Origin of the sequence: Streptomyces pimonensis (assembly GCF_041380215.1) — a bacterium.
GTDB lineage: Bacteria > Actinomycetota > Actinomycetes > Streptomycetales > Streptomycetaceae > Streptomyces > Streptomyces pimonensis.
In genome coordinates this window covers 99,605-121,655 of sequence record NZ_JAHWZY010000013.1, presented here as the reverse complement: position 1 = coordinate 121,655, position 22,051 = coordinate 99,605, and the positions used below count along the sequence as shown (strand labels likewise).

At 72.4% G+C, this 22,051-nt stretch carries 22 protein-coding genes and 1 tRNA gene; 14 read left to right on the top strand and 9 right to left on the bottom strand.

Going from position 1 to position 22,051, the window contains the following annotated elements:
- Positions 1–39 precede the first annotated feature (39 nt).
- Positions 40–216, top strand: a complete 177-nt coding sequence (locus KYY02_RS15500) for a hypothetical protein (protein WP_371238528.1) — start codon at positions 40–42, stop codon at positions 214–216.
- A gap of 22 nt (positions 217–238) precedes the next feature.
- On the opposite strand, the gene KYY02_RS15495 is transcribed toward KYY02_RS15500, so the two are convergent.
- From KYY02_RS15495 to KYY02_RS15470, 6 genes are all read right to left on the bottom strand, one after another.
- Positions 239–658, bottom strand: a complete 420-nt coding sequence (locus tag KYY02_RS15495) for an MscL family protein (RefSeq protein WP_371238587.1) — start codon at positions 656–658, stop codon at positions 239–241.
- Positions 659–844: 186 nt separating this feature from the next.
- Positions 845–1,342, bottom strand: coding sequence for a hypothetical protein (locus KYY02_RS15490; RefSeq protein WP_371238527.1), 498 nt, complete (start codon positions 1,340–1,342; stop codon positions 845–847).
- A gap of 273 nt (positions 1,343–1,615) precedes the next feature.
- Complete coding sequence (locus tag KYY02_RS15485; RefSeq protein WP_371238526.1) at positions 1,616–2,458, bottom strand: S-methyl-5'-thioadenosine phosphorylase; 843 nt, start codon at positions 2,456–2,458, stop codon at positions 1,616–1,618.
- 78 nt (positions 2,459–2,536) lie between these two features.
- A complete protein-coding gene (locus KYY02_RS15480; RefSeq protein ID WP_371238525.1) occupies positions 2,537–2,860 on the bottom strand; it encodes an FmdB family zinc ribbon protein in 324 nt (107 codons plus the stop codon).
- Between the two features lie 67 nt (positions 2,861–2,927).
- Entirely contained in the window at positions 2,928–4,214 is a 1,287-nt protein-coding gene (locus KYY02_RS15475; RefSeq protein WP_371238524.1) for an MFS transporter, read from the bottom strand.
- A 240-nt stretch (positions 4,215–4,454) separates the two neighbouring features.
- Complete coding sequence (locus tag KYY02_RS15470; RefSeq protein ID WP_371238523.1) at positions 4,455–6,008, bottom strand: potassium/proton antiporter; 1,554 nt, start codon at positions 6,006–6,008, stop codon at positions 4,455–4,457.
- A gap of 215 nt (positions 6,009–6,223) precedes the next feature.
- Here KYY02_RS15470 and KYY02_RS15465 point away from each other — a divergent pair, with 215 nt between their 5' ends.
- Positions 6,224–9,043 (top strand): penicillin acylase family protein, encoded by a 2,820-nt coding sequence (locus tag KYY02_RS15465; protein WP_371238522.1) that lies wholly within the window; start codon positions 6,224–6,226, stop codon positions 9,041–9,043.
- A gap of 67 nt (positions 9,044–9,110) precedes the next feature.
- On the opposite strand, the gene KYY02_RS15460 is transcribed toward KYY02_RS15465, so the two are convergent.
- Positions 9,111–9,725, bottom strand: coding sequence for a 5-formyltetrahydrofolate cyclo-ligase (locus KYY02_RS15460; protein WP_371238521.1), 615 nt, complete (start codon positions 9,723–9,725; stop codon positions 9,111–9,113).
- A 92-nt stretch (positions 9,726–9,817) separates the two neighbouring features.
- Between KYY02_RS15460 and galU the strand changes: the two genes are divergently transcribed.
- The 8 genes from galU (at position 9,818) to KYY02_RS15420 (ending at position 16,197) form a co-directional block, all read left to right on the top strand.
- A complete protein-coding gene (gene galU, locus KYY02_RS15455; RefSeq protein ID WP_371238520.1) occupies positions 9,818–10,729 on the top strand; it encodes a UTP--glucose-1-phosphate uridylyltransferase GalU in 912 nt (303 codons plus the stop codon).
- On the top strand, positions 10,726–12,048 hold the full coding sequence (gene glp / locus KYY02_RS15450; RefSeq protein ID WP_371238519.1) for a molybdotransferase-like divisome protein Glp: 1,323 nt from the start codon (positions 10,726–10,728) through the stop codon (positions 12,046–12,048). The genes galU and glp overlap by 4 nt, the downstream gene beginning before the upstream one ends.
- A gap of 86 nt (positions 12,049–12,134) precedes the next feature.
- Entirely contained in the window at positions 12,135–12,665 is a 531-nt protein-coding gene (gene moaC / locus KYY02_RS15445) for a cyclic pyranopterin monophosphate synthase MoaC (RefSeq protein WP_371238518.1), read from the top strand.
- Positions 12,662–13,204 carry a MogA/MoaB family molybdenum cofactor biosynthesis protein gene (locus KYY02_RS15440; RefSeq protein WP_371238517.1) on the top strand — a complete coding sequence of 181 codons (543 nt, stop codon included), beginning with the start codon at positions 12,662–12,664 and terminating at the stop codon, positions 13,202–13,204. The genes moaC and KYY02_RS15440 overlap by 4 nt, the downstream gene beginning before the upstream one ends.
- Before the next feature lie 26 nt (positions 13,205–13,230).
- On the top strand, positions 13,231–13,869 hold the full coding sequence (locus tag KYY02_RS15435; RefSeq protein ID WP_371238516.1) for a GNAT family N-acetyltransferase: 639 nt from the start codon (positions 13,231–13,233) through the stop codon (positions 13,867–13,869).
- Between the two features lie 172 nt (positions 13,870–14,041).
- Positions 14,042–15,238, top strand: a complete 1,197-nt coding sequence (gene sepX / locus KYY02_RS15430; RefSeq protein WP_371238515.1) for a divisome protein SepX/GlpR — start codon at positions 14,042–14,044, stop codon at positions 15,236–15,238.
- Between the two features lie 60 nt (positions 15,239–15,298).
- Positions 15,299–15,372 (top strand) — tRNA-Ala (locus tag KYY02_RS15425).
- Positions 15,373–15,582: 210 nt separating this feature from the next.
- Positions 15,583–16,197, top strand: a complete 615-nt coding sequence (locus KYY02_RS15420; RefSeq protein WP_371238514.1) for a hypothetical protein — start codon at positions 15,583–15,585, stop codon at positions 16,195–16,197.
- Between the two features lie 307 nt (positions 16,198–16,504).
- On the opposite strand, the gene KYY02_RS15415 is transcribed toward KYY02_RS15420, so the two are convergent.
- Positions 16,505–16,981 (bottom strand): GNAT family N-acetyltransferase, encoded by a 477-nt coding sequence (locus KYY02_RS15415; RefSeq protein WP_371238513.1) that lies wholly within the window; start codon positions 16,979–16,981, stop codon positions 16,505–16,507.
- 115 nt (positions 16,982–17,096) lie between these two features.
- On the opposite strand from KYY02_RS15415, the gene KYY02_RS15410 reads away from it, so the two are divergent.
- Positions 17,097–17,900: an exodeoxyribonuclease III gene (locus tag KYY02_RS15410; RefSeq protein WP_371238512.1), complete on the top strand. Its 804-nt coding sequence runs from the start codon at positions 17,097–17,099 to the stop codon at positions 17,898–17,900.
- A gap of 6 nt (positions 17,901–17,906) precedes the next feature.
- Here the strand turns inward: KYY02_RS15410 and KYY02_RS15405 are convergent, their stop codons facing one another.
- Positions 17,907–18,527, bottom strand: coding sequence for a MerR family transcriptional regulator (locus KYY02_RS15405; protein ID WP_371238586.1), 621 nt, complete (start codon positions 18,525–18,527; stop codon positions 17,907–17,909).
- 177 nt (positions 18,528–18,704) lie between these two features.
- Here KYY02_RS15405 and KYY02_RS15400 point away from each other — a divergent pair, with 177 nt between their 5' ends.
- From KYY02_RS15400 to KYY02_RS15390, 3 genes are read left to right on the top strand one after another with little or no spacing between them, the layout of a single operon-like run.
- Entirely contained in the window at positions 18,705–20,240 is a 1,536-nt protein-coding gene (locus KYY02_RS15400; RefSeq protein ID WP_371238511.1) for a flavin-containing monooxygenase, read from the top strand.
- Positions 20,237–21,166: an alpha/beta fold hydrolase gene (locus KYY02_RS15395; RefSeq protein WP_371238510.1), complete on the top strand. Its 930-nt coding sequence runs from the start codon at positions 20,237–20,239 to the stop codon at positions 21,164–21,166. The genes KYY02_RS15400 and KYY02_RS15395 overlap by 4 nt, the downstream gene beginning before the upstream one ends.
- Complete coding sequence (locus tag KYY02_RS15390; RefSeq protein WP_371238509.1) at positions 21,163–22,047, top strand: SDR family oxidoreductase; 885 nt, start codon at positions 21,163–21,165, stop codon at positions 22,045–22,047. The genes KYY02_RS15395 and KYY02_RS15390 overlap by 4 nt, the downstream gene beginning before the upstream one ends.
- Positions 22,048–22,051: the final 4 nt, after the last annotated feature.

The window sequence follows — 22,051 nt, the reverse complement described above, 5'->3', positions numbered from 1 at the left end:
CCAGTACTGCCCGGTCGGGGGCGGCCGTACCCTGGACGTATGAGCACCGCTCCCGATCCCCGCCCGAGCGAGCCCCGGCCTGCGCTGGTCTTCGACGATCCGCTGGACCAGCAGTCCTCGGACGACACGGGCCGCGGCTGGGGCGAGCGCCCGTCCGGCGACAGCGCCGCCGATCTGAAGCGCTTCCTCGACGAGAAGCCGCCCCACCACCTCTGACCCGCCCGCCGACGGGCCGCCGCTACCGCGGGCCCTGCCCCGTGCCGCGCTGCGCGACGAGGGTGTCGCGGATCTCCTTGAGCACCTCCAGCTCGGTGATCTCGACGACCTCGCGGGTGCCCTCCTTCGCCTTCCTGCGGGACTCCACCCGGGCCAGGTACTTCGCCATGGGCAGCACCATCAGGAAGTAGACGACCGCCGCGGTGATCAGGAACTGCAGCGTCGCCCCGAGGACCGAGCCCCACAGGATCCTGACCCCGGTCGCGGCATCGCCGGCGCCTTCGCAGGGGCCCTTCAGGCATGAGCTGTAGCCGTCCAGGTCCTGGGTGCCGAAGGCCCCCACCAGCGGATTGATGACGCCCTTCACGACCGTGTTGACGATGTTGGTGAAGGCGGCGCCGATGACCACCGCCACGGCCAGATCGACGACGTTGCCACGCATCAGGAAGGCCTTGAAGCCCTGCAGGGTGCTCGTCTTCTCCTGGTCGCTCACTGCGGGGCCCCATCTCTCGTGCGTACGGTGCGGAAGGAAGCGCTCCGCAACCTACGTCACACCGGTGCCGGCCGGTCCAACCGGGCCGCCCGGCGAAAGGGCCCCACGTGCGGGCGAGGACCGGGAGAACACCGGTCACCACATCGTCACCGCCAGCCGTGCCGTGGCGCTCGCGCCGACCAGGCCGGCCGCGGTGGTGCGCGGTACCGACAGCACGAGCAGCGCCCCGCCGTCGTCCGCCCCGGCCGCCGCTTCCGGCACCTCGGTCACCCGTGCCCCGCGCGCGACCACGCGGGCCCCGCCCCCGGACCCCGTCTCCCCGGCGGCGATCACGTCCACCCGGTCGCCCGGTCGCAGCAGCCGTACCGTGGCCGCGTCGACGATCCGCACCGCCGCCGTGACCGTCGTACCCGCGTGCCGCGCGGGGCGGTCCCCGGGGGAGACCGCGGCGGCACGGGCTGCCGCGGACCCGTCGGGGTGCCCGCGGGACCGGTCCGTGTCCCGCGGTCCCGCCGCCACCAGCGCCGCCGCCGTGACCGCGAGGCCGAGCGCCACGGCCCGCCTCCGGTGCCGTACCAGCCGGCCGGGCAGGGGCAGGGCGCTGCGCACCCGTACCGGGGCGAAGTGCGGCACCTCGCACGGGGGAGGGACCTCAGGGCCGGGTGGGCGGGGGGAAGCGGTGCCGGGTGGGCGGGGGGAAGTGGTGCCGGGTGGGCGGGGGACGGTGAGGGAGGGGGAGTGGAGCGAGGAGGGAGGACGGGACACGGGGACCACCACCTGAGACGAGGGACCGGCTTGCGACTCCCACGATGGGGCCTGGCGACGCGCCCTGCCGGGCCCTGTGGACGTACCGCGAGCCTGTGGAGAACTCCCCCACCCGAACGGGACGTTCCGCCGCGTGAGCGGTTACGGCAGCGCGAACCCCGGGTCCATGCCGCCCAGCGCCGACGCGCACGGACAGCCCCGCTCCTCCGTCGCCGGCAGCGCGGCCACCGCGTCGAAGAGCACGCCCCGCAGCCGGTCCACGTTGGCGGAGAACACCCGCAGCACCTCGTCGTGGGAGACGCCCTCACCGGTCTCGGCGCCGGCGTCCAGGTCGGTGACCAGGTTCAGGGAGGTGTAGCAGAGCTCCAGTTCACGGGCGAGCGCGGTCTCGGGATGACCGGTCATGCCCACCACCGACCAGCCCTGCGCCCGGTGCCACGACGACTCGGCGCGGGTGGAGAAGCGCGGCCCCTCCACCACGACCAGCGTGCCGCCGTCCACCGGCTCCCAGTCCCGGTCCCGTGCCGCTTCCAGCGCGACGGCCCGCCCGGTGGGGCAGTAGGGGTCGGCCAGCGACACGTGGACCACGTTCGGCACCGTGCCGTCGGGCAGTGGCAGCCCGTCGAAGTAGGTGCCCGTCCGGGACTTCGTACGGTCCACGAGCTGGTCCGGCACCAGCAGCGTGCCCGGCCCGTACTCGGGCCGCAGGCCGCCGACCGCGCACGGCCCGAGGACCTGGCGCACGCCGACCGACCTCAGTGCCCACAGGTTGGCCCGGTAGTTGATGCGGTGCGGCGGCAGATGGTGGCCGCGTCCGTGCCGGGGCAGGAAGGCGACCCGACGGCCGGCCACCTCGCCGAGGAAGAGGGAGTCGCTGGGCGCCCCGTACGGGGTGTCCACCTGGACCTCGGTCACGTCGTCGAGGAAGGAGTAGAAACCGGAGCCGCCGATCACGCCGATTCCGGCGTTCGCCTTGTTCGCCATGCCCCGCACCCTAACCGCACCCGGAAACGCCGAGGACCCCGTCGTCGGACGACGACAGGGTCCTGGGAGGAAGAGGCCTTACGCGGCGGTGGTGCCGGCGGTGCTGCCCGAACCGGAGGAGCCGGCCGAGCCGGACGACGAGCCCGCACCTGAGTCCGAGGAGGAGGACGCCGACGACGAGGTGCTCGACGACTTCGACGACGTCGGCGAGCTGCTCGACGAGGAACCGCGGCTGTCGTTGCGGTAGAAGCCGGAGCCCTTGAAGACGATGCCCACGGCCGAGAACACCTTCTTCAGGCGGCCCTGGCATCCGGGGCACTCGGTCAGCGCGTCGTCGGTGAACTTCTGCACCGCCTCGAGGCCCTCGCCGCACTCGGTGCACTGGTACTGGTAGGTCGGCACTGTCTTCCTCCTGGCACTCTCACTCGATGAGTGCTAACGACGGTCCATAGTGACGTATTCCGCGGGCTCAGTCCACTGCGGCGGGCCTGCGGTGACCCACGCCACGTGCGGCGGTGCGTCCGTGCGGGCCCGCGGCCAGCCGGGACCGCAGCGTCAGCAGCGTCACGAGGGCCAGCACCGTACCGGCCATCGGCACCAGGAAGCCGGCGCCGCCCCACAGGCGGTCCTCCAGTTGCCCGGCGACCGTGACGGCCGCCGCCTGGCCGAGCGCGACGGCGCCGGTCAGCCAGGTGAAGGCCTCGGTGCGGGCGCCCGCCGGGACCAGGTTCTCCACCAGCGTGTAGCCGGTGATCAGGGCCGGTGCGATGCACATGCCGACCAGCAGGCCGAGGCCGGCCAGCAGCAGCGCCGAGTGGGCGGTCCACAGGGCCGACGCGGTCAGTGCGAGCGCCGTGTAGCCGATCACCAGGCGCCGCTGCGGGGCGGCCTTCCAGGCGATCGCGCCGCAGGCGACGCCGGAGAGCATGTTGCCCGCGGCGAAGACGCCGTAGAGGACGCCGTTCAGTCCGGGCTCGCCGATCGACTCGGTGAACGCGGCCAGCGAGACCTGCATGCCGCCGAAGACGGAACCGATGCCCAGGAAGGCCACGATCAGCACGCGCACACCGGGCACGCGCAGCGCGGAGACGTGCTCCACGCGCGCGTGCCCGTCGCGTCCCGCCCCGGGCTGGGTGCCCTTCTGCGCGGCGAACAGCAGGCCGCCGACCAGCGTCAGCCCGGCCTCGGTGAGCAGGCCCGCAGCCGGGTCGACGGCCGTGCACAGGGCCGTGGCCAGCAGCGGTCCGACGACGAAGGTGAACTCGTCGGTGACGGACTCGAAGGCCGCCGCGGTGGTCATCAGCGGGGAGTCCTTGAGCCGCACGCCCCAGCGGGCCCGCACCATGGGTCCGATCTGCGGCACCGAGGCGCCCGTGGGCACGGCGGCGGCGAACAGCGCCCACAGGGGCGCGTGGGACAGCGCCAGTGCAGTGAGGGCCAGTCCGGCCGCCGTGTGCACCAGGACGCCGGGCACGAGGACGGCGCGCTGTCCGTGGCGGTCGGCGAGACGGCCGCTGTAGGGCGCGAACAGCGCCATGGAGACGCCGGTGGCGGCCGCGACGGCGCCGGCCGCGCCGTACGAGCCGGTGGTGTGCTGCACCAGCAGCACGATGGAGAGGGTGAGCATCGCGAACGGCTGGCGCGCCGCGAAGCCGGGGAGCAGGAACGTCCACGCGCCGCGCGTGCGCAGCAGCCGGCCGTAGCCCGGTCGGGAGGTGGCCGCCGGGTCCTCCGACGTGGTGACCGTGGATGCCACGGCCCGTGCCTTTCCGCCACCTGGTAGCGGCCCGCGCGGTGTGCGGGCACGCCGAGAGCTGTCCTCTTGCGCTGACTGCGGTAGATGCCGGCGCCACAGCTCAGGGCGCTCCGGCCGCCATACGGTCGCGCCAGCTCTGCGTCAGGCAGAGTTGGTTCGATCTGGGGTCGTCTGCATTCTACAGGGACCACCTGCCGTCCGCTGTGAGATCGGGCACGTCGCCGGCCGGCCCGTGAGCCGTCAGCGTTCCGTCGGCGGTTCGTCGGCGCCCAGCCAGCCGGCCAGCTTGCCGCCCCGGCCGACCGCGCGCAGGCGCCGTTCGACGGCGTCCCGCACCGGGTCCGTGGCGACGACGAGCAGTTCGTCCCCGCGGCGCAGCACCGTCGACGGCGACGGCACGAAGGACGTGCCGTCGCGTACGACGAGGGTGACGGCGGCGCCGGCCGGCAGCCGCAGCTCGGCGACCTCCACGCCGTGCATCCTCGACCCGGCCGGGATGGCGACCGACAGCAGGTGTCCGCGCAGCCGCTCCAGGGGGGCCGACTCGATGCCGAGGTCGGCGGCGGAGTCCGAGCCCAGGCGCAGTCTGCGGGCCAGCCAGGGCAGGGTCGGCCCCTGGACGAGGGTGTAGACGACGACCAGGACGAAGACGATGTTGAAGATCCGCTCGCTCCCGGCGACGCCCTGCACCATCGGGATCGTCGCCAGGATGATGGGCACGGCGCCGCGCAGTCCCGCCCAGGACATCAGCGTCTGCTCCTGCCAGGGCACCCGGAAGGGCAGCAGGCAGACGACGACGCTCAGCGGGCGGGCCACCACGGTGAGCGCCAGTCCGATGACCAGTGCGGGCACGATGTCGTCGCCCAGCTCGTGCGGGGTGACGAGCAGGCCGAGCAGGACGAACATGCCGATCTGGGCGATCCAGCCGAGCCCTTCGGCGAAGCCGCGGGTGGCGGGCCAGTGCGGCAGTCTGGCGTTGCCCAGCACCATCGAGGCGAGGTAGCCGGCGAGGAAGCCGCTGCCGTGGGCGAGGGCGCCGAACGCGTAGGCGGCGACCGCGATGGCCATGACGGCGATCGGATAGAGGCCGGAGGCGGGCAGTGCCACGTGCCGCAGCCCCCAGGCGCCCAGCCAGCCCGCCGCGAGGCCGATGGCGGCGCCGATGGCCAGCTCCAGCACTATCTCGCCGACCAGGACGTACCAGTGCTCGACGGGTCCGGTCGCGGAGAAGGCGACGACCAGGATGACGACGGGCGCGTCGTTGAAGCCGGACTCCGCCTCCAGCGCGCCCGTCACCCGCGCGGGGAGCGGGATCTTCCGCAGCACCGAGAAGACGGCCGCCGCGTCGGTCGAGGACACCACCGCGCCGATGATCAGTGCCTGCCGCCACTCCAGCCCGACCAGGAAGTGCGCGGCCGACGCCGTGACGCCGACGCTCACCGCGACGCCGGTCAGCGCGAGCGCGGCGGCGGCGGGCAGGATCGGTCTCACCTCCGTCCACTTCGTGCCCAGACCGCCCTCGGCCAGGATCACGACCAGGGCCGCGTATCCGATGACCTGGGTCAGCCCGGCGTCGTCGAAGTGGATGCCGCCGATGCCGTCCTGGCCCAGGGCGATGCCGATGCCCAGGTAGACGAGCAGGCTGGGGAGTCCGCTGCGCGAGGAGATCCGGACCGCTGCGACGGCGACGAGCAGGACGATCGAGCAGACGAGCAGGAGCTGGTTGAGGTGGTGGACAGTCAGCGGCCGTTCCCTTCCCTGGCTCAGGCGCAGCGCGCGTGAGCTCACGTACATCGCATGCGATCCGCCGCTTTCGCGGCAAACTACTTCGTTACCTTACCTAACTCTTGACGCGTTCTTGACGCTTCCGGGGGCATGATCGAACGTCCGTCCGGGCTGGTTCCCCACTCCGCGTCAAGTGCCGCGGGGCCCTGCGCCTATCGTTGCCTCAACGCTCAGTTAAAAGCACAGCCCGACCTGCCGCTCGCGTTAGGACAGCAAGGACAGCGATGCCCACCGACACCACCGCCTCCACGGGTCAGCAACCCGGCAAGTCCGGCAGGAAGAAGGGGCGTAAAGCCCGACTGATCGTGCTCGTCCTGGTGCTGGGCCTGATCGGCGGCGTCGCCTACGGGGGGTACTGGTCCGTCAGCACCGTGCGCGCCTCCTTCCCGCAGACCGAGGGCTCGATCACCCTCAAGGGCCTGACGGGTACCGTCGACGTCAAACGGGACGGCTACGGCATCCCGCAGATCTACGCCTCCTCCGACGAGGACCTGTTCATGGCGCAGGGCTACGTCCAGGCGCAGGACCGGTTCTACGAGATGGACGTGCGCCGGCACATGACCTCCGGGCGCCTGTCGGAGATGTTCGGCGAGGGCCAGGTCGACAACGACGAGTTCCTGCGCACCCTGGGCTGGGACCGGGTCGCGAAGGAGGAGTACGAGAAGAAGCTCTCCCCCGCCACGAAGAAGTACCTCCAGGCGTACGCCAAGGGCGTCAACGCCTACCTGGAGGGCAAGGAGGGCGAGGAGATCTCCCTGGAGTACGCGGCCCTCGGCTTCGAGAACGACTACAAGCCCGGGAAGTGGACCCCGGTCGACTCCGTGGCCTGGCTGAAGGCGATGGCCTGGGACCTGCGCGGCAACATGCAGGACGAGATCGACCGCGCACTGATGACCAGCCGCCTCGGCCCGCAGCAGATCGCCGACCTGTACCCGGCGTACCCGTACAGCCGGAACAAGCCGGTGGTCCAGGAGGGTCAGTACGACCAGCTCACCGGGGCGTACGTGCAGGGCGAGGACGCGGACGGCACGGGGGCGGGCACGGACACCGGCACCGGCACCGGAACGGGTACGGGCCTCGGAACCGGGTCGGGTACCGGCACCGGAACGGGCCTCGGAACCGGGACGGGTACCGGCACCGGCGGTTCCGCCCTGGAGAGCCAGCTGACCGGTCTCCAGCAGGTCCTGGAGGACCTCCCCACCGCCGTCGGCGTCAACGGCGACGGCATCGGCTCCAACTCCTGGGTGGTCTCCGGGAAGCACACCATCACCGGCAAACCGCTGCTCGCCAACGACCCGCACCTGTCGGCCGCGCTGCCGTCCGTCTGGTACCAGATGGGCCTGCACTGCCGCGACGTCTCCGCCACCTGCCAGTACGACGTCACCGGCTACACCTTCGCGGGCATGCCGGGCGTGATAATCGGCCACAACCAGGACATCGCCTGGGGCCTGACCAACTCCGGCGTCGACGTCACCGACCTCTACCTGGAGAAGATCACCGGCGACGGCTACCAGTACGACGGCAAGGTGGTGCCGTTCGAGACCCGCGAGGAGACCATCGAGGTCGCCGGCGGCAAGGCGCGGAAGATCGTCGTGCGGGAGACCAACAACGGTCCCCTGCTCTCCGACCGCTCCGACGAGCTCGTCAGGACCGGCAAGAAGGCCACCGTCGACAGCGCCGCCCCCGACCGGGGCGACGGCTACGGCGTCGCCCTGCGCTGGACCGCGCTGGAGCCGGGCCGCACCATGGACTCCGTCTTCGCGATCAACCGCGCGAAGGACTGGGACGACTTCCGCGAGGCGGCCGCCCTGTTCGAGGTGCCCTCGCAGAACCTCGTCTACGCGGACACCGAGGGCAGCATCGGCTACACGCTCCCGGGGAAGATCCCCACCCGCGCGGAGAACCACGACGGTTCCCTCCCCGCCCCCGGCTGGGACCCCGACTACGAGTGGGCCGGCTGGATCGACCAGGACGCGCTGCCCTACGAGTACAACCCGGACCGCGGCTACATCGTCACCGCCAACCAGGCCGTCGTCGGCGAGGACTACCCGTACACGCTGACCACCGACTGGGGGTACGGCGCCCGCAGCCGGCGGATCACCGAACTGATCGAGTCGAAGATCAAGGACGGCGGCAAGGTCTCCACCGACGACATGCGGCAGATGCAGCTCGACAACTCCAGCACCATCGCCAAGCTGCTGGTGCCGCACCTGCTGAAGATCGACACCGAGGACGAGGACGTCCGCGAGGCGCAGAAGCTCCTGGAGGGCTGGGACTACACCCAGGACGCCGACTCGGCCGCCGCCGCCTACTTCAACTCCGTCTGGCGCAACATCCTCAAGCTCGCCTTCGGCCACAAGCTGCCCAAGGAGCTGCGGGTCAAGGGCCAGTGCCTGTGGGTCGAGCCGGTCAACACCACCGGGCCCGCAGACGAGGCGGGCAAGGTCCGCGAGTGCGGTCAGCGCGACGCCGACCAGGCGCAGCCCGACGGCGGCGACCGCTGGTTCGAGGTGGTCCGCACGCTGATGGACAAGGAGGACAGCGACTGGTGGACGACCCCCAAGTCGGGCACCCGTCCCGCCGCGGACAACCGTGACGAGCTGTTCAAGCGCGCCCTGATCGACGCCCGCTGGGAGCTGACCGCCAAGCTCGGCAAGGACATCGACAGCTGGAGCTGGGGCCGGCTGCACCGCCTGTTCCTGAAGAACCAGACCCTCGGCACCGAGGGCCCGGGCTTCCTGCAGCACCTCCTCAACCGCGGCCCGTGGAAGCTCGGCGGCGGCGAGGCCACCGTCAACGCGACCGGCTGGAACGCCGCCGGCGGCTACGACGTCGTGTGGGTGCCGTCCATGCGGATGGTGGTCAACCTCGGCGACCTCGACAAGTCCCGGTGGATCAACCTCACCGGCGCCTCCGGGCACGCCTACAGCCCCCACTACGTCGACCAGACGGACAAGTGGGCCGAGGGCGAACTGCTGGAGTGGCCGTACTCGCAGAAGGCGGTCGCGGACAGCACCGGCGACACCCTGCTGCTGAAGCCCTGACCCCGGTACCCGCCGTCGGAAGCGGCCTCACGCGCAGGCGTGGGGCCGCTTCCGCGTGTACGGGGGTTCAGCCGAACCGGCGCACCCCGGAGGGCGTCACCACCGCGTGCACCGGCCGGTCGTGCGGCTCGACGGGGAGGCGCGCGACGACCTCCGCGTCGTACAGCAGCACCACCAGCGCCGGACGCGCGCCCGCGCGCTCCAGCCGGGCGAGGACCCGGTCGTAGGAGCCGCCGCCGCGGCCCAGGCGCATCCCGCGCGTGTCGACGGCCAGGCCCGGCAGCAGCACGACGTCCGCCTCCGTGACGGCGTCCGGTCCGAGGCGCGGTCCCGCGGGCTCGAGGAGCGTCGTCTTCGCGCCGTGTCGCACGCGCGCGAGCGGGTCCTCGCCCTCGTACGCCCCCCAGTCCAGGTCGTTGTCGGGCAGCAGCACGGGCAGCAGGACGCGTACGTCCCGCGCGCGCAGCGCGTCGAGCAGTGCGCGCGTGCCGGGTTCGGTGCCCACGGAGACGTAGGCCGCCACCGTGCGCGCGTGCACCAGTTCGGGCAGTCCGAGCGCCTGCCGGGCCAGGGCGACCGCGGATTCCCGTATGTCGTCTGCCGTCAACCCGTTCCTCACCATGAGGAGGCCTTGACGCCATGTCCGCTTGTCAGGCTCGTTCCTGCCCTCTTCGTGTCCCATGTCTGTTCCCGTACCGTTCCAATATGCTCATATGATCGGTAATTAACCGGAGCCTCAGATTCCCTGCAAAGGGGCCCGATATGGTGGCGGGCATGTCTCAGTCACACCCTCGGATCAGCAAGGCTGTCATCCCCGCAGCCGGCCTCGGCACCCGGTTCCTGCCGGCCACCAAGGCCACTCCCAAGGAGATGCTGCCGGTCGTCGACAAGCCGGCGATCCAGTACGTGGTCGAAGAGGCCGTCTCCGCCGGTCTCGACGACGTCCTCATGGTGACGGGCCGCAACAAGCGTCCCCTGGAGGACCATTTCGACCGCAACTACGAACTGGAGTCCGCCCTCCAGAAGAAGGGCGACGCCGACCGCCTCGCCAAGGTCCAGGAGTCCAGTGACCTCGCCACCATGCACTACGTCCGCCAGGGCGACCCCAAGGGCCTCGGCCACGCCGTGCTGTGCGCCGCCCCGCACGTCGGCGACGAGCCCTTCGCCGTCCTCCTCGGCGACGACCTGATCGATCCGCGCGACCTCCTGCTCCAGCGCATGATCGAGGTCCAGCAGCAGTACGGCGGCAGCGTCGTCGCGCTCCTGGAGGTGGCCCCCGAGCAGATCCACCTCTACGGCTCCGCAGCCGTCGAGACCACCGCGGACACCGACGTCGTCAAGGTCAGCGGTCTGGTCGAGAAGCCCGCCGCCGAGGACGCGCCCTCCCGCTACGCCGTCATCGGCCGATACGTCCTCGATCCGGCCGTCTTCGGCATCCTGCGCAGGACCGAGCCCGGCCGCGGCGGCGAGATCCAGCTCACCGACGCCCTCCAGCAGCTCGCCGCCGACGAGAAGATCGGCGGCCCGGTGCACGGCGTCGTCTTCGAGGGCCGCCGCTATGACACCGGCGACCGCGGCGACTACCTGCGTGCCATTGTCCGACTCGCGTGCGAACGTGAGGACCTGGGACCGGACTTCCGGACCTGGCTCCAGCGATACGTCACCGAGGAGATGCAGCAACGTTGAGCACCGCCGCGCCCCGCACCGCAGAACCGGACCACCTCTGGTCGGTGGACGAGCACCTGGCCGACATCCTCGCGACCGTCCGGCCCCTCGAACCCATCGAGCTGCACCTCCTCGACGCCCAGGGCTGCGTCCTGGTCGAGGACGTCACGGTGCCGGTCTCCCTGCCCCCGTTCGACAACAGCTCCATGGACGGGTACGCGGTGCGGGTCGCGGACGTCGCGGGCGCGAGCGAGCAGTACCCGGCGGCCCTCGAGGTCGTCGGGGACGTCGCCGCGGGCGAGGCCGGCCTCCTCCACGTCGGCCCCGGCCAGGCCGCCCGCATCATGACCGGCGCCCCGCTCCCGCCCGGCGCCGAGACCGTCGTCCCCGTCGAGTGGACCGACGGCGGCCTCGGCGAGGGCCCGGCCGCCGGGATGCGCGCCCGCAGCCTCGCCCCCGAGGGCGCCACCGGGCAGGTGAACGTGTACCGCCCGGCCGAGGCACGCGCGCACGTGCGCGCCGAGGGCAGCGACGTCAAGGCCGGCGACCGCGCCCTGGCGGCCGGTACGGTCCTCGGCCCGCCGCAGATCTCCCTGCTCGCCGCGATCGGCCGCGGCACGGTGCGCGTGCACCCGCGCCCGCGCGTGGTGGTGCTCTCCACCGGCAGCGAACTCGTGCAGCCCGACGGGGAGCTGGGCCCGGGTCAGATCTACGACTCCAACAGCTTCGCCCTCACCGCCGCCGCGCGGGACGCGGGCGCGATCGCCTACCGCGTGGGCGCCGTCGCCGACGACGCCACGACCCTGCGGGACACCATCGAGGACCAGCTGGTGCGCGCCGACCTGATGGTCACCACTGGCGGCGTGAGCGTCGGGGCGTACGACGTCGTCAAGGAGGCGCTGTCGTACGCCGGGGACGAGGACGAGCCCGGCAGCGGCGTCGAGTTCCGCAAGCTCGCCATGCAGCCGGGCAGGCCCCAGGGCTTCGGCTCCATCGGCCCCGACCACACCCCGCTGCTGGCCCTGCCCGGCAACCCGGTCTCCTCGTACGTCTCCTTCGAGCTGTTCGTCCGCCCCGCCATCCGCACCCTGATGGGTCTGACGGACGTCCACCGGCCGAGAACCCGCGCGAAGCTCACCGCGGACCGGGCGCTGACCTCGCCCGGGGGCCGCCGCCAGTTCCTGCGCGGCCGGTACGCCGACGGCACGGTGACGCCCGTGGGGGGAGCCGGTTCCCATCTGGTGGCGGCCCTCGCGCGGGCCGACGCCCTGATCGTCGTTCCCGAGGACGCCGAGTCCGTCGCGCCCGGTACCGAGGTCGAGGTGGTCCTGCTCGGCTGAGCGCGGCCCGTTGGCGGTACCGTGTCGCGCACAGCAGGCCCGTACGCCGCACCGCGACGGGCCAGGACCGGGAGCGCCACACGATCATGACCGTGCCTTCCCGGGGGAAGACCCCCGGACCCTCCGAATCCGCCGGATCCTCCGGACAGTCCCGTCTGACCCACATCGACGCGGCGGGCGCCGCCCGCATGGTCGACGTGTCCGGCAAGGACGTCACCGCGCGCACCGCGCGGGCCACCGGCCGCGTCCTCGTCTCACCGCGCGTGGTCGAGCTGCTGCGGGGCGAGGGCGTCCCCAAGGGCGACGCGCTGGCCACCGCGCGCATCGCGGGCATCATGGGCGCCAAACGCACCCCCGATCTGATCCCGCTGTGCCACCCGTTGTCGGTCTCCGGTGTGAAACTGGACCTGTCGGTCGCGGACGACGCCGTGGAGATCGCGGCGACCGTGAGGACGACGGACCGCACGGGCGTCGAGATGGAGGCGCTCACCGCGGTCTCCGTCGCCGCGCTCACCGTGATCGACATGGTCAAGGCGGTCGACAAGGAGGCGGTCATCACGGACGTGCGGGTGGAGGAGAAGACAGGCGGCACGTCGGGCGACTGGAGCCGGGCATGAGCCTCGACGCGTCGGCCGGCGGTGCGCCGCCCGCGCCGTACAGCGCGCTCGTCGTCACCGCGTCCAACCGGGCCGCCGCCGGCGTCTACGAGGACAGGGGCGGTCCGCTGGTCGCGGAGGGACTGCGCCGCTTCGGTTTCGCGGTCGACGGCCCCCGGGTGGTCCCCGACGGCGACCCCGTGGAGGCCGCACTGCGCGCGGGCGTCGACGCCGGGTACGACGTCGTCGTGACCACCGGCGGCACCGGCGTCTCGCCCACCGACCGCACCCCCGAGGCGACCCGCCGGGTCATCGACCACGAGGTCCCCGGGATCGCGGAGGCCATCCGGGCGTACGGCCGGGACAAGGTGCCCACGGCCGCCCTCTCCCGGGGCCTCGCGGGAGTCGCGGGCGGCACGCTCATCGTCAACCTGCCGGGGTCCGGCGGCGGGGTGAAGGACGGGCTCACCGTCCTGGAACCGCTGCTGAAGCACGCCGTGGACCAGCTGCGCGGCGGGGACCACCCGGGACCGGACGCCACGGGCGGGGGTGCGAGCTGAACGGTCCGCACTGGCCGGCCGAGCTGGTGGACGGCGACATCGTCCTCCGGCCGATAAGGCTGCGCGACCAGAAGGCCTGGCGCGAGGTCAACCGGCGCAACCGCGACTGGCTGCGGCCCTGGGAGGCGACGATCCCGCCTCCCACGCCCAGCGGACCGGTCATCCACCGTCCGACGTACCGTCAGATGGTCCGCCACCTGCGCTCCGAGGCGAACGCGGGCCGGATGCTGCCGTTCGTCATCGAGTACCAGGGACGTCTCGTCGGCCAGTTGACGGTCGCCGGGATCACCTGGGGATCGATGTGCTCGGGCCACGTCGGCTACTGGGTGGACGAGGCGGTGGCCGGCCGCGGAGTGGTGCCGACGGCCGTGGCGATGGTCGTGGACCACTGTTTCCGCACGGTCGGACTGCACCGCATCGAGGTCTGTATTCGCCCCGAGAACGGGCCGAGCCGCAGGGTCGTGGAGAAACTCGGATTCCGCGAGGAGGGCCTGCGCCCGCGATATCTGCACATCGACGGTGCCTGGCGCGACCATCTCGTCTTCGCGCTCACGGCGGAGGAGGTCCCCGACGGTTTGCTCGCCCGGTGGCGCCGGGCACGCTCCGAGCGGCGGTCCGGCCACGAGCGGCGTAATCCGGGAATCCCGCACGGCCCCGGAAATTGAATAAATGTTCGAATTTAAGCAGGGGGTGACCGCCCACGGGTGCGGAATTCCTGGTTCAGGTGGGTCCCTGAGCGCATCGATCACAAGAAAAGTTCGAAATATCAGCCAGATCGTGCGACACACCGGTCCAATTGGCGGATGGCTCCGTGCAAACCCCTCTACCGTGTGAGACGTGAGCAGCAGCGGCCTCATCTACGCAGTCATCGTCGGGGCCTGGGCCGCCTACTTGGTGCCGATGTGGCTCCGTAGGCAGGACGAGCTGAACGAGGCCCGTCCGACGGAACGCTTCAGCACCGCCATCCGATTGCTGTCCGGACGGGCGGGCATGGAGCGCCGGTACGCCAAGGACCTGAGGGCGCGCTCCGCCGACGAGGGGGAGCGGAGCGTCCACGACCCGGACGCGGTCACCGACACGGTGGACGTCCGGGCCTTCGCCGTGTCCCGAACCCGTCCGCAGACCCAGGCGCCCGTGCCGCCGCCCCCCGCGGAGCGGCCGGAACCGGCACCCGGCCGGCCCCCGTACGCGCACGCGGAGCGGCGGGCGCCCGAACCGGACGCCGTACGGGGACGTGTTCCGGCCGCCCGCCGCGGACCGGACGTCCAGCGGGCCCGGGCGGCGCAGGCCGCCGCCGCACGCGCCCAGCGCTCGAAGGCGCTCGCCCGCCGCCGTCGCACCACCACGATGCTGTTCATCGCCTTCACGCTCGGCGCGGTCGTCGCGGCGGTCGGCGGACTGACCTTCCTCTGGGCGCCCGGCGTGCCGGCCATACTGCTGAGCGCGTACATCGCCTACCTCCGCTCCCAGGAGCGCCGCCGCTTCGCCTACCAGATGGACCGCCGCCAGGCCGAGGTCGCGGCGCAGCGGCTGCGCGAGCGCCAGCCGCGCCGCCGTCCCCCCGTGGAGGACGCCGACCCCGAGGAACCGGAGGGACCGGAAGCGGGAGTCGATCCCGACCCGGGCCTGACCGCGCTCGCCGCGGACCGGCGCGCGCTCGTCGAGCAGACCGACCACGCCGAGTGGGTCGACCAGCAGCGCGAGCGGCAGCGACGGCCCGGCCAGGGCGGCGACAGCTGGGACCCGGTCCCGGTGCCGCTCCCCACATACGTCACCGCCCCGGTCGCCCCCCGCGCCTCCGGCGACGTGGACCTCGGCGCCCCGGACACCTGGAGCTCGGCCCGCTCCAGCGCCGTACCGGCGGACGAGACGCAGGATGCGGCCGACGAAGCGGACCCGGACCCGGCGGCCCCCGCCGGCGACCGCAGCGACGCCCGGCGGGCCGCCTCGGCCCGCCGCTCCCGCGAACGCGGCCGCACCCCCCTCTTCGACCAGTACGAGGACGGGGAGCGACCGAAGGCCGCCAACGAGTAGGGCCGGGCCGATGGATTTCCGAGCACCCCGATCGGGATGCTAAAGTTTCACTCGTTGCAAGGGCCTGTGGCGCAGTCCGGTAGCGCACCTCGTTCGCATCGAGGGGGCCAGGGGTTCAAATCCCCTCAGGTCCACGCAGCTCGAAGCCCCGGTCGGTATCACCGACCGGGGCTTCGACATGTGGTGCGGCAGCCGCTCCGCCCCCTGCTGACGCCCCATCACTGCGGACCAGCGCTCTGTCCCTCCCGAGCACTTCGGCAGAAGGCCAGGACCACTGCGGCCGGCGTCCGATCGCGTCGGCCGGCCGGATGCCGAACGCCCCCGGCACGAGGTCGGGCCGGGGCGTGGGATCAGACGACCGTCCACTTCTGGTGGGCGGTGCCGTCGCACGTCGCAGCCAGTCCGCCCAGGTCTCCTGGATACCGCCGTTGACCTGGCACATGCTGATCGGCCCGCTGGTCCTGCCGGCGATCGCCGGTCTCGGCGCCCTCCTCGACCGGCCCCGGACGAGGAGGCTGTCGGCGGCGGCCGTCGGGCTGCCGCTGCTGGCGGTCCCGCAGCTCGGCCTGGTCGGACTCTCCTTGTTCCAGCCGTTGTTCGTGGACCGGTACGTCCTGTTCAGCCTGGTCGGCCTGGCGCCCATGACCGGGGTGATTCTCGGTGCTGCCGTACGGGCGGTGTCCCGGCGGTCGGTGAGCGTGTCGCGGTGGGTCCTTCCCGCTCTGGTCGTCGTCTCCCCGATCGCCCTGCTGCCGCAGGCGCTGGCCAAACGGTCCCCGGCCAGTCGTGTGGACGACGTCCTGTCGGCAGCTGCACAGGTCGAACGGCTGAAGGAGACAGGGGACGCCGTCCTCTTCCTTCCCGCGGCCCGCCGGGACACCCGGATGGTCTCCCGGACGCGTTCACCGGCCTGCACGACATGGCCCTGGCGGAGAGCCCGCAGCGCTCCGGAACCCTGAAGGGAGTGGAGGCGAGCCCGAACGGATACGCGCGTCGCTCCTCGCCCAGCAGCGCGTCGTCCTCGTCACGGACGCGACGGAGGTCGCGCGACCGACGCGTTCGGCGCGCGACAGGACGAAGGTCTCCGTTCTGCGGGAGCACTTCAGGCTGGTGGCCGACGCACAGGCCCGCGGCCGCCGGGTGGCGGTGTACGAGCGGCTGTCGCCGGGGCGGACGCGAGCTCGGCCCGGCCCGTGAGGCCGGGTGTCCGACGCCGGAGCCGGATCATCGGGGGAGACGCCCTCCGACGATGACCCGGCGCCGGTCTCAGAGGGCCTTCGCGTAGCAGAGGCTCGCCTCGTGGAAGCGGTAGTAGCCGAACTTCTCGCAGGGTTCGTAGCCGCTGGAGGTGTACAGGGCGATGGCCTCCGGCTGCTTGGTGCCGGTCTCCAGGACCACGCGGACGCGGCCGGCGGCGCGGGCGTCCTCCTCCAGGGCGGCCAGGATGCGGCGGGCCAGGCCCCGGCCGCGCATCTGCTCGATCACGTACATGCGCTTCAGCTCGGCGTCGCCGTCCCGGTTGCCCTCGTCGTTGGCGTCCTGCGCGCGCCAGCCGCCGGAGGCCACGGGGACGCCCGCCTCGTCGTACGCGATCAGGTAGACGCCGTTCGGGGGCCGGAAGTCCGCAGGGTCCATGGGGGTGGCGTCGCCGCCGTCGCCGTAGCGGACGTGGTACTCGGCCTGGACTTCGGCGTCCAGCTTCACGGCGTCGGGGTGGTCGTAGGGGACCGGGCGGATTTCCATGCCGAATACGGTAGAACACGCCCGCACGTGGAGTGTCGTATCGTGCCCTGATGCTCACTGTGACCTCCGTCAACGTGTCCGGGGAGGGGCCGGCAGTGAGAGCTGGGAGTGTGTTGTGTTCACTGTGACCTCCGTCAACGTCAATGGACTGCGGGCCGCCGCCAGGAAGGGCTTCGTGGAGTGGCTGGCCAAGACCTCCGCCGATGTGCTGTGTCTGCAGGAGGTGCGGGCGGAGGCGGAGCAGCTGCCGGAGCAGGTGCGGGCGCCCGAGGGGTGGCACGTCGTGCACGCTCCCGCCGCCGCCAAGGGGCGTGCGGGGGTGTCCCTGTACACCCGGCGTGAGCCGGACCGGGTCCGGATCGGGTTCGGGTCGGACGAGTTCGACGACAGCGGGCGGTACGTGGAAGCCGATCTGCCCGGGGTGACCGTGGCCTCGCTGTACCTGCCGTCCGGGGAGGTCGGGACCGAGCGGCAGGAGGAGAAGGTCCGTTTCATGGACCAGTTCCTCGTCCACCTGAAGGGGCTGCGGGAGCGGGCCGCCGCAGACGGGCGGGAGGTCGTGGTCTGCGGGGACTGGAACATCGCCCACGAGAAGGCCGACCTCAGGAACTGGCGTGGGAACACCAGGAGCTCCGGGTTCCTGCCGGAGGAGCGGGAGTGGCTCTCCCGGGTCTTCGCCGCGGACGACGGCGGGTACGTCGACGTCGTGCGGGCGCTGCATCCGGAGGTGGACGGGCCGTACTCCTGGTGGTCGTACCGGGGACGGGCCTTCGACAACGACACGGGGTGGCGGATCGACCTCGCCGTGGCGACTCCGGGGATCGCGGCGCGGGCGGTGGAGGCCTACGTCGAGCGGGCCGCCACACACGCCGAGCGGTGGTCGGACCACGCGCCGGTGACGGTGGTCTTCGACCGCTGACGACGGTCAGCCCTGCTCGCGCAGCCGTCGGTCCAACGCCAGGGAGAGTTCCGCGTCCACCACGCTGCGGGCCAGGGGGCGCAGGCGGTGGAGTGACTCCTCCGGGGCGTGGCGGAGGATCAGGCCGGTGAAGAGGTCGGCCAGGGTGTCGGCGTGGGTGCGGACCTCGGCACCGGCGCGGAGCACCTCCGCGAGCGGGATGCCCTCGCGGACCAGGGCCGACGACACGTCGAGCAGGCGGCGGCTGACGTGGACGATCTCCTCGCCGTCGACGCCGAGGTAGCCGAGGTCCAGTGCGGCGGCCAGGTTCTCCGGGGTGACCTCCCCGGAGAAGCGGTCGGCGAGTTCCTCGGGGGTGAGGCGGACCGGGGTCTCCTCGGTGGGGGTGTCCATGCCGAGAAGGTCGCCGACGTCCCGGCCGTGGTCGAAGGCCTCGGCGAGTTCCGCTATGCCGTTCAGGGTGTGGCCGCGCTCCAGCAGCGCCGTGATCGTGCGCAGGCGGGCCAGGTGGTGGTCGTCGTACCAGGCGATGCGGCCCTCGCGGCGCGGTGGCGGGATCAGCTTGCGTTCGCGGTAGAAGCGCAGGGTGCGCACCGTGATGCCGGCCAGCCGGGCCAGCTCGTCCATACGGTACTCGCGCCGCTCACCGGGTTCTGCGTTGTCCTCCGCCACACGAGCAGCCTAGGGCGTACCGGCGGTAACTTTCCTTGTCCGCACCCTACCCATCAGTACGGAGCTGCTCTACTCTCCCCATTGCGCCAGTGTTCACTGGCGGAGTTCTGGGCGACGCGTGGAGGCTTCGGGATGGCCGAGCACGAGCACGAACAAGGGCACGAGCACGTACGAGTGGCGGTGGTCGGGTCGGGATTCGGCGGACTCGGGGCCGCCGTGCGGCTGCGGCGCGAGGGCATCACCGACTTCGTCGTCCTGGAACGGGCGAGCAGCGTCGGCGGCACCTGGCGCGACAACAGCTATCCCGGGTGCGCGTGCGACGTGCCGTCCCACCTGTACTCGTTCTCCTTCGCGCCCCATCCCGACTGGCCCCGCTCCTTCTCCGGGCAGCGGCACATCCGCGCCTACCTGGAGCACGTCACCGACGTCTTCGGGCTGCGGCCCCACATCCGCTTCGACTCGGAGGTGAAGCGGATGGTGTGGGACGGCGAGCGGCTGTGCTGGGAGATCGAGACCAGCAGCGGCGGTCTCAGCGCGGACGTGGTCGTGTCGGCCGCCGGACCGTTGTCCGAGCCCAAGCTGCCGGACGTCCCCGGCCTCGACACCTTCCCCGGCAAGGTGTTCCACTCCGCCCGCTGGGACCACGACTACGACCTGCGCGGCAAGCGGGTCGCCATGGTCGGCACCGGCGCCTCGGCGATCCAGATCGTGCCGGCCGTCCAGCCGCTCGTGTCACGGCTCACCCTCTTCCAGCGCACCCCCGCCTGGGTCCTGCCCCGCGTCGACCGGCCCATCAGCGGCGCCGAACGCGCCCTGCACCGGGCGCTGCCCGTCACCACCAAGCTGCGCCGCGGACTGCTCTGGGGCATCAGGGAGTTGCAGGTCCAGGCGTTCACCAAGCACCCCGGTGAGCTCGGCTTCGTCGAGCGGCTGGCCAGGCGCAACATGGGTCGCGCGATCAAGGACCCGGCCCTGCGCGCCAAGCTCACCCCCGACTACCGCATCGGCTGCAAGCGGATCCTGCTGTCGAGCACCTACTACCCGGCGCTCGCACGGCCCAATGTCGACGTCGTGGCCGGCGGGCTGAGCGAGGTGCGCGGACCGACCGTCGTCGGGGCCGACGGGACCGAGGCCGAGGTCGACGCGATCGTGTTCGGGACCGGCTTCCACGTCACCGACATGCCCATCGCGGAGCGGGTCGTCGGCGCCGAGGGCAAGACCCTGGCCGAGAGCTGGGCCGGCGGGATGCAGGCGCTGCGCGGCGCCTCGGCCGCCGGGTTCCCCAACTGGATGACGATCATCGGGCCCAACACCGGCCTCGGGAACTCCTCCATGATCCTCATGATCGAGTCCCAGCTGAACTACCTGGCCGACTACCTCCGCCAACTGGACGTCCTCGGCGGCCGGGTCGCCCTCGACGCCCACCCCGGCGCCGTACGGGCCTGGAACCACCGGGTGCAGGAGCGGATGAAGCGCACGGTGTGGAACACCGGCGGCTGCACCAGCTGGTACCTCGACGAGAGCGGGCGCAACACCACCATCTGGCCCGGTACGACGAGCGAGTTCCGGCGGGAGACCCGCCGGGTCGACCTCGCCGAGTACGCCGTGCTGCGCAGCGTCCCGGCCGCGTCGAAGGACGACCGGGAGAACGCGGGGGCGGCCGCGTGAGCCGTCTCGTCCATGTCACCTCCGGCCCGTACGCCCCGCCCGCCGCCGCCCGTGAACTGACCGCCCGCTCCGCCGACGGCGCCCGGCTGCACGTCGAGGTGCACGGCCCCGAGCGGGCGCCCGCGGTCGTCCTCGCCCACGGCTGGACCTGCTCGACCGCCTTCTGGGCCGCGCAGGTCCGCGAACTGGCCGTCGATCACCGGGTCGTCGCCTACGACCAGCGCGGCCACGGACGCACTCCCGCGAGTCCGGCGTGCAGCACCGACGCGCTCGCCGACGACCTCGAGGCCGTCCTCACCACCGCCCTCGCGCCGGGGGAACAGGCGGTGGTCGCGGGGCACTCCATGGGCGGGATGTCGGTGATGGCCGCCGCCGGCAGGCCCGCGTTCCGCGCGCACGCGGCCGCCGTCCTGCTGTGCAGCACGGGCAGTTCGCGGCTGGTCGCCGAGTCGACGGTGCTGCCGCTGCGGCCGGGACGGCTGCGGAGCCGGCTGACCGGCCGCGTCCTCGGCTCCCGGGCCCCGCTCGGACCGGTCACGCCGCTCGCCCGCCGAATCCTCAAGTACGCGACGATGGGCCCCGATCCCACCCCGGACATGGTCGAGGCCTGCGCCCGCATCGTGCACTCCTGCCCGCGCGCGGTGCGTCACGCCTGGTCGCACGTGCTCGACGGGCTCGACCTCGACCACGCTGTCGCCCAGTTGCGGGTACCGGTCGAGATCGTCGTCGGCGGCGCGGACCGGCTCACCCCGCCCGTGCACGCCCGGTCGCTCGCCGCCGCGCTGCCGAACTGCCTCGGCGTCATTGAACTGCCCGGCGTCGGCCACATGACGCCCGTCGAGGCGCCCGGTCCGGTCACCGGGAGGATCCGGTCCCTGGCCGCCGCCCGCATACCCGCCGTACCCGCAGTCGAGGAGAGCGCATGAGCAGGGTGAGTCTCGAAGGAAAGGTCGCCGTCGTCACCGGAGCGGCGCGCGGCGTCGGGGAGTTGCTGGCGCGCAAGCTCTCCGCGCGCGGGGTGGAGTTGGCGCTGGTCGGGCTGGAGCCGGACGCGCTCAAGGACGTCTCCGCGCGGCTGCACGGCGGCAGCGGCCACTGGTACGCGGACGTCACCGACCACGAGGCGATGGTCCGGGTCGCCGAGGAGGTCCGGGAGCGGTTCGGCCGGGTCGACATCGTGGTCGCCAACGCCGGTGTGGCGACGGGCGGTCCGTTCGCCGACTCCGACCCGGAGTCCTGGCGGCGGGTGATCGAGGTGAACCTGATCGGATCGGCGGTCACCGCGCGGGCGTTCCTGCCGCTGCTCTTCGAGAGCCGCGGGTACCTGCTGCAGATGGCCTCGCTCGCCGCGATCACCCCCGCGCCGATGATGACGGCGTACTGCGCCTCCAAGTCCGGTGTGGAGGCGTACGCGCACGCGCTGCGGGCCGAAGTCGGCCACCGGGGCGTGAAGGTGGGCGTCGGGTACCTGTCGTGGACCGACACCGACATGGTGCGCGGGGCCGACCGGGACGACGTGATGCGGGAGTTGAGGCAGCGGCTGCCGTGGCCGTCGAACAGGACCTATCCGCTGGGGCCCGCGGTGGACCGCCTGGTGGCCGGCGTCGAGCGGCGGGCGAGCCATGTGTACGGGCAGTGGTGGCTGCGCGGGATGCAGGGCGTGCGCGGCTACCTGCCCGCGGTCGTCGGAACCGTGGGACAACGGGAGATGCGGCGGTTCGAAGGCCGGCTCACGGGCGTCCGCACGGGGTTGGTCGGGGCGGGCGGCAACGCCGATGAACAGCACCGGAACACGTTCCGTGACTGATCGA

Coding starts and splice junctions, on each gene's coding strand:
- KYY02_RS15495 (WP_371238587.1), bottom strand. CDS start 658: ATGCGTGGCAACGTCGTCGATCTGGCCGTGGCGGTGGTCATCGGCGCC.
- KYY02_RS15470 (WP_371238523.1), bottom strand. CDS start 6,008: ATGTACGTGAGCTCACGCGCGCTGCGCCTGAGCCAGGGAAGGGAACGG.
- KYY02_RS15400 (WP_371238511.1), top strand. CDS start 18,705: ATGGCCGAGCACGAGCACGAACAAGGGCACGAGCACGTACGAGTGGCG.
- KYY02_RS15465 (WP_371238522.1), top strand. CDS start 6,224: ATGCCCACCGACACCACCGCCTCCACGGGTCAGCAACCCGGCAAGTCC.
- KYY02_RS15440 (WP_371238517.1), top strand. CDS start 12,662: ATGAGCCTCGACGCGTCGGCCGGCGGTGCGCCGCCCGCGCCGTACAGC.
- KYY02_RS15405 (WP_371238586.1), bottom strand. CDS start 18,527: ATGGACGAGCTGGCCCGGCTGGCCGGCATCACGGTGCGCACCCTGCGC.
- KYY02_RS15485 (WP_371238526.1), bottom strand. CDS start 2,458: ATGGCGAACAAGGCGAACGCCGGAATCGGCGTGATCGGCGGCTCCGGT.
- KYY02_RS15390 (WP_371238509.1), top strand. CDS start 21,163: ATGAGCAGGGTGAGTCTCGAAGGAAAGGTCGCCGTCGTCACCGGAGCG.
- moaC (WP_371238518.1), top strand. CDS start 12,135: ATGACCGTGCCTTCCCGGGGGAAGACCCCCGGACCCTCCGAATCCGCC.
- KYY02_RS15415 (WP_371238513.1), bottom strand. CDS start 16,981: ATGGAAATCCGCCCGGTCCCCTACGACCACCCCGACGCCGTGAAGCTG.
- KYY02_RS15460 (WP_371238521.1), bottom strand. CDS start 9,725: ATGGGACACGAAGAGGGCAGGAACGAGCCTGACAAGCGGACATGGCGT.
- galU (WP_371238520.1), top strand. CDS start 9,818: ATGTCTCAGTCACACCCTCGGATCAGCAAGGCTGTCATCCCCGCAGCC.
- KYY02_RS15500 (WP_371238528.1), top strand. CDS start 40: ATGAGCACCGCTCCCGATCCCCGCCCGAGCGAGCCCCGGCCTGCGCTG.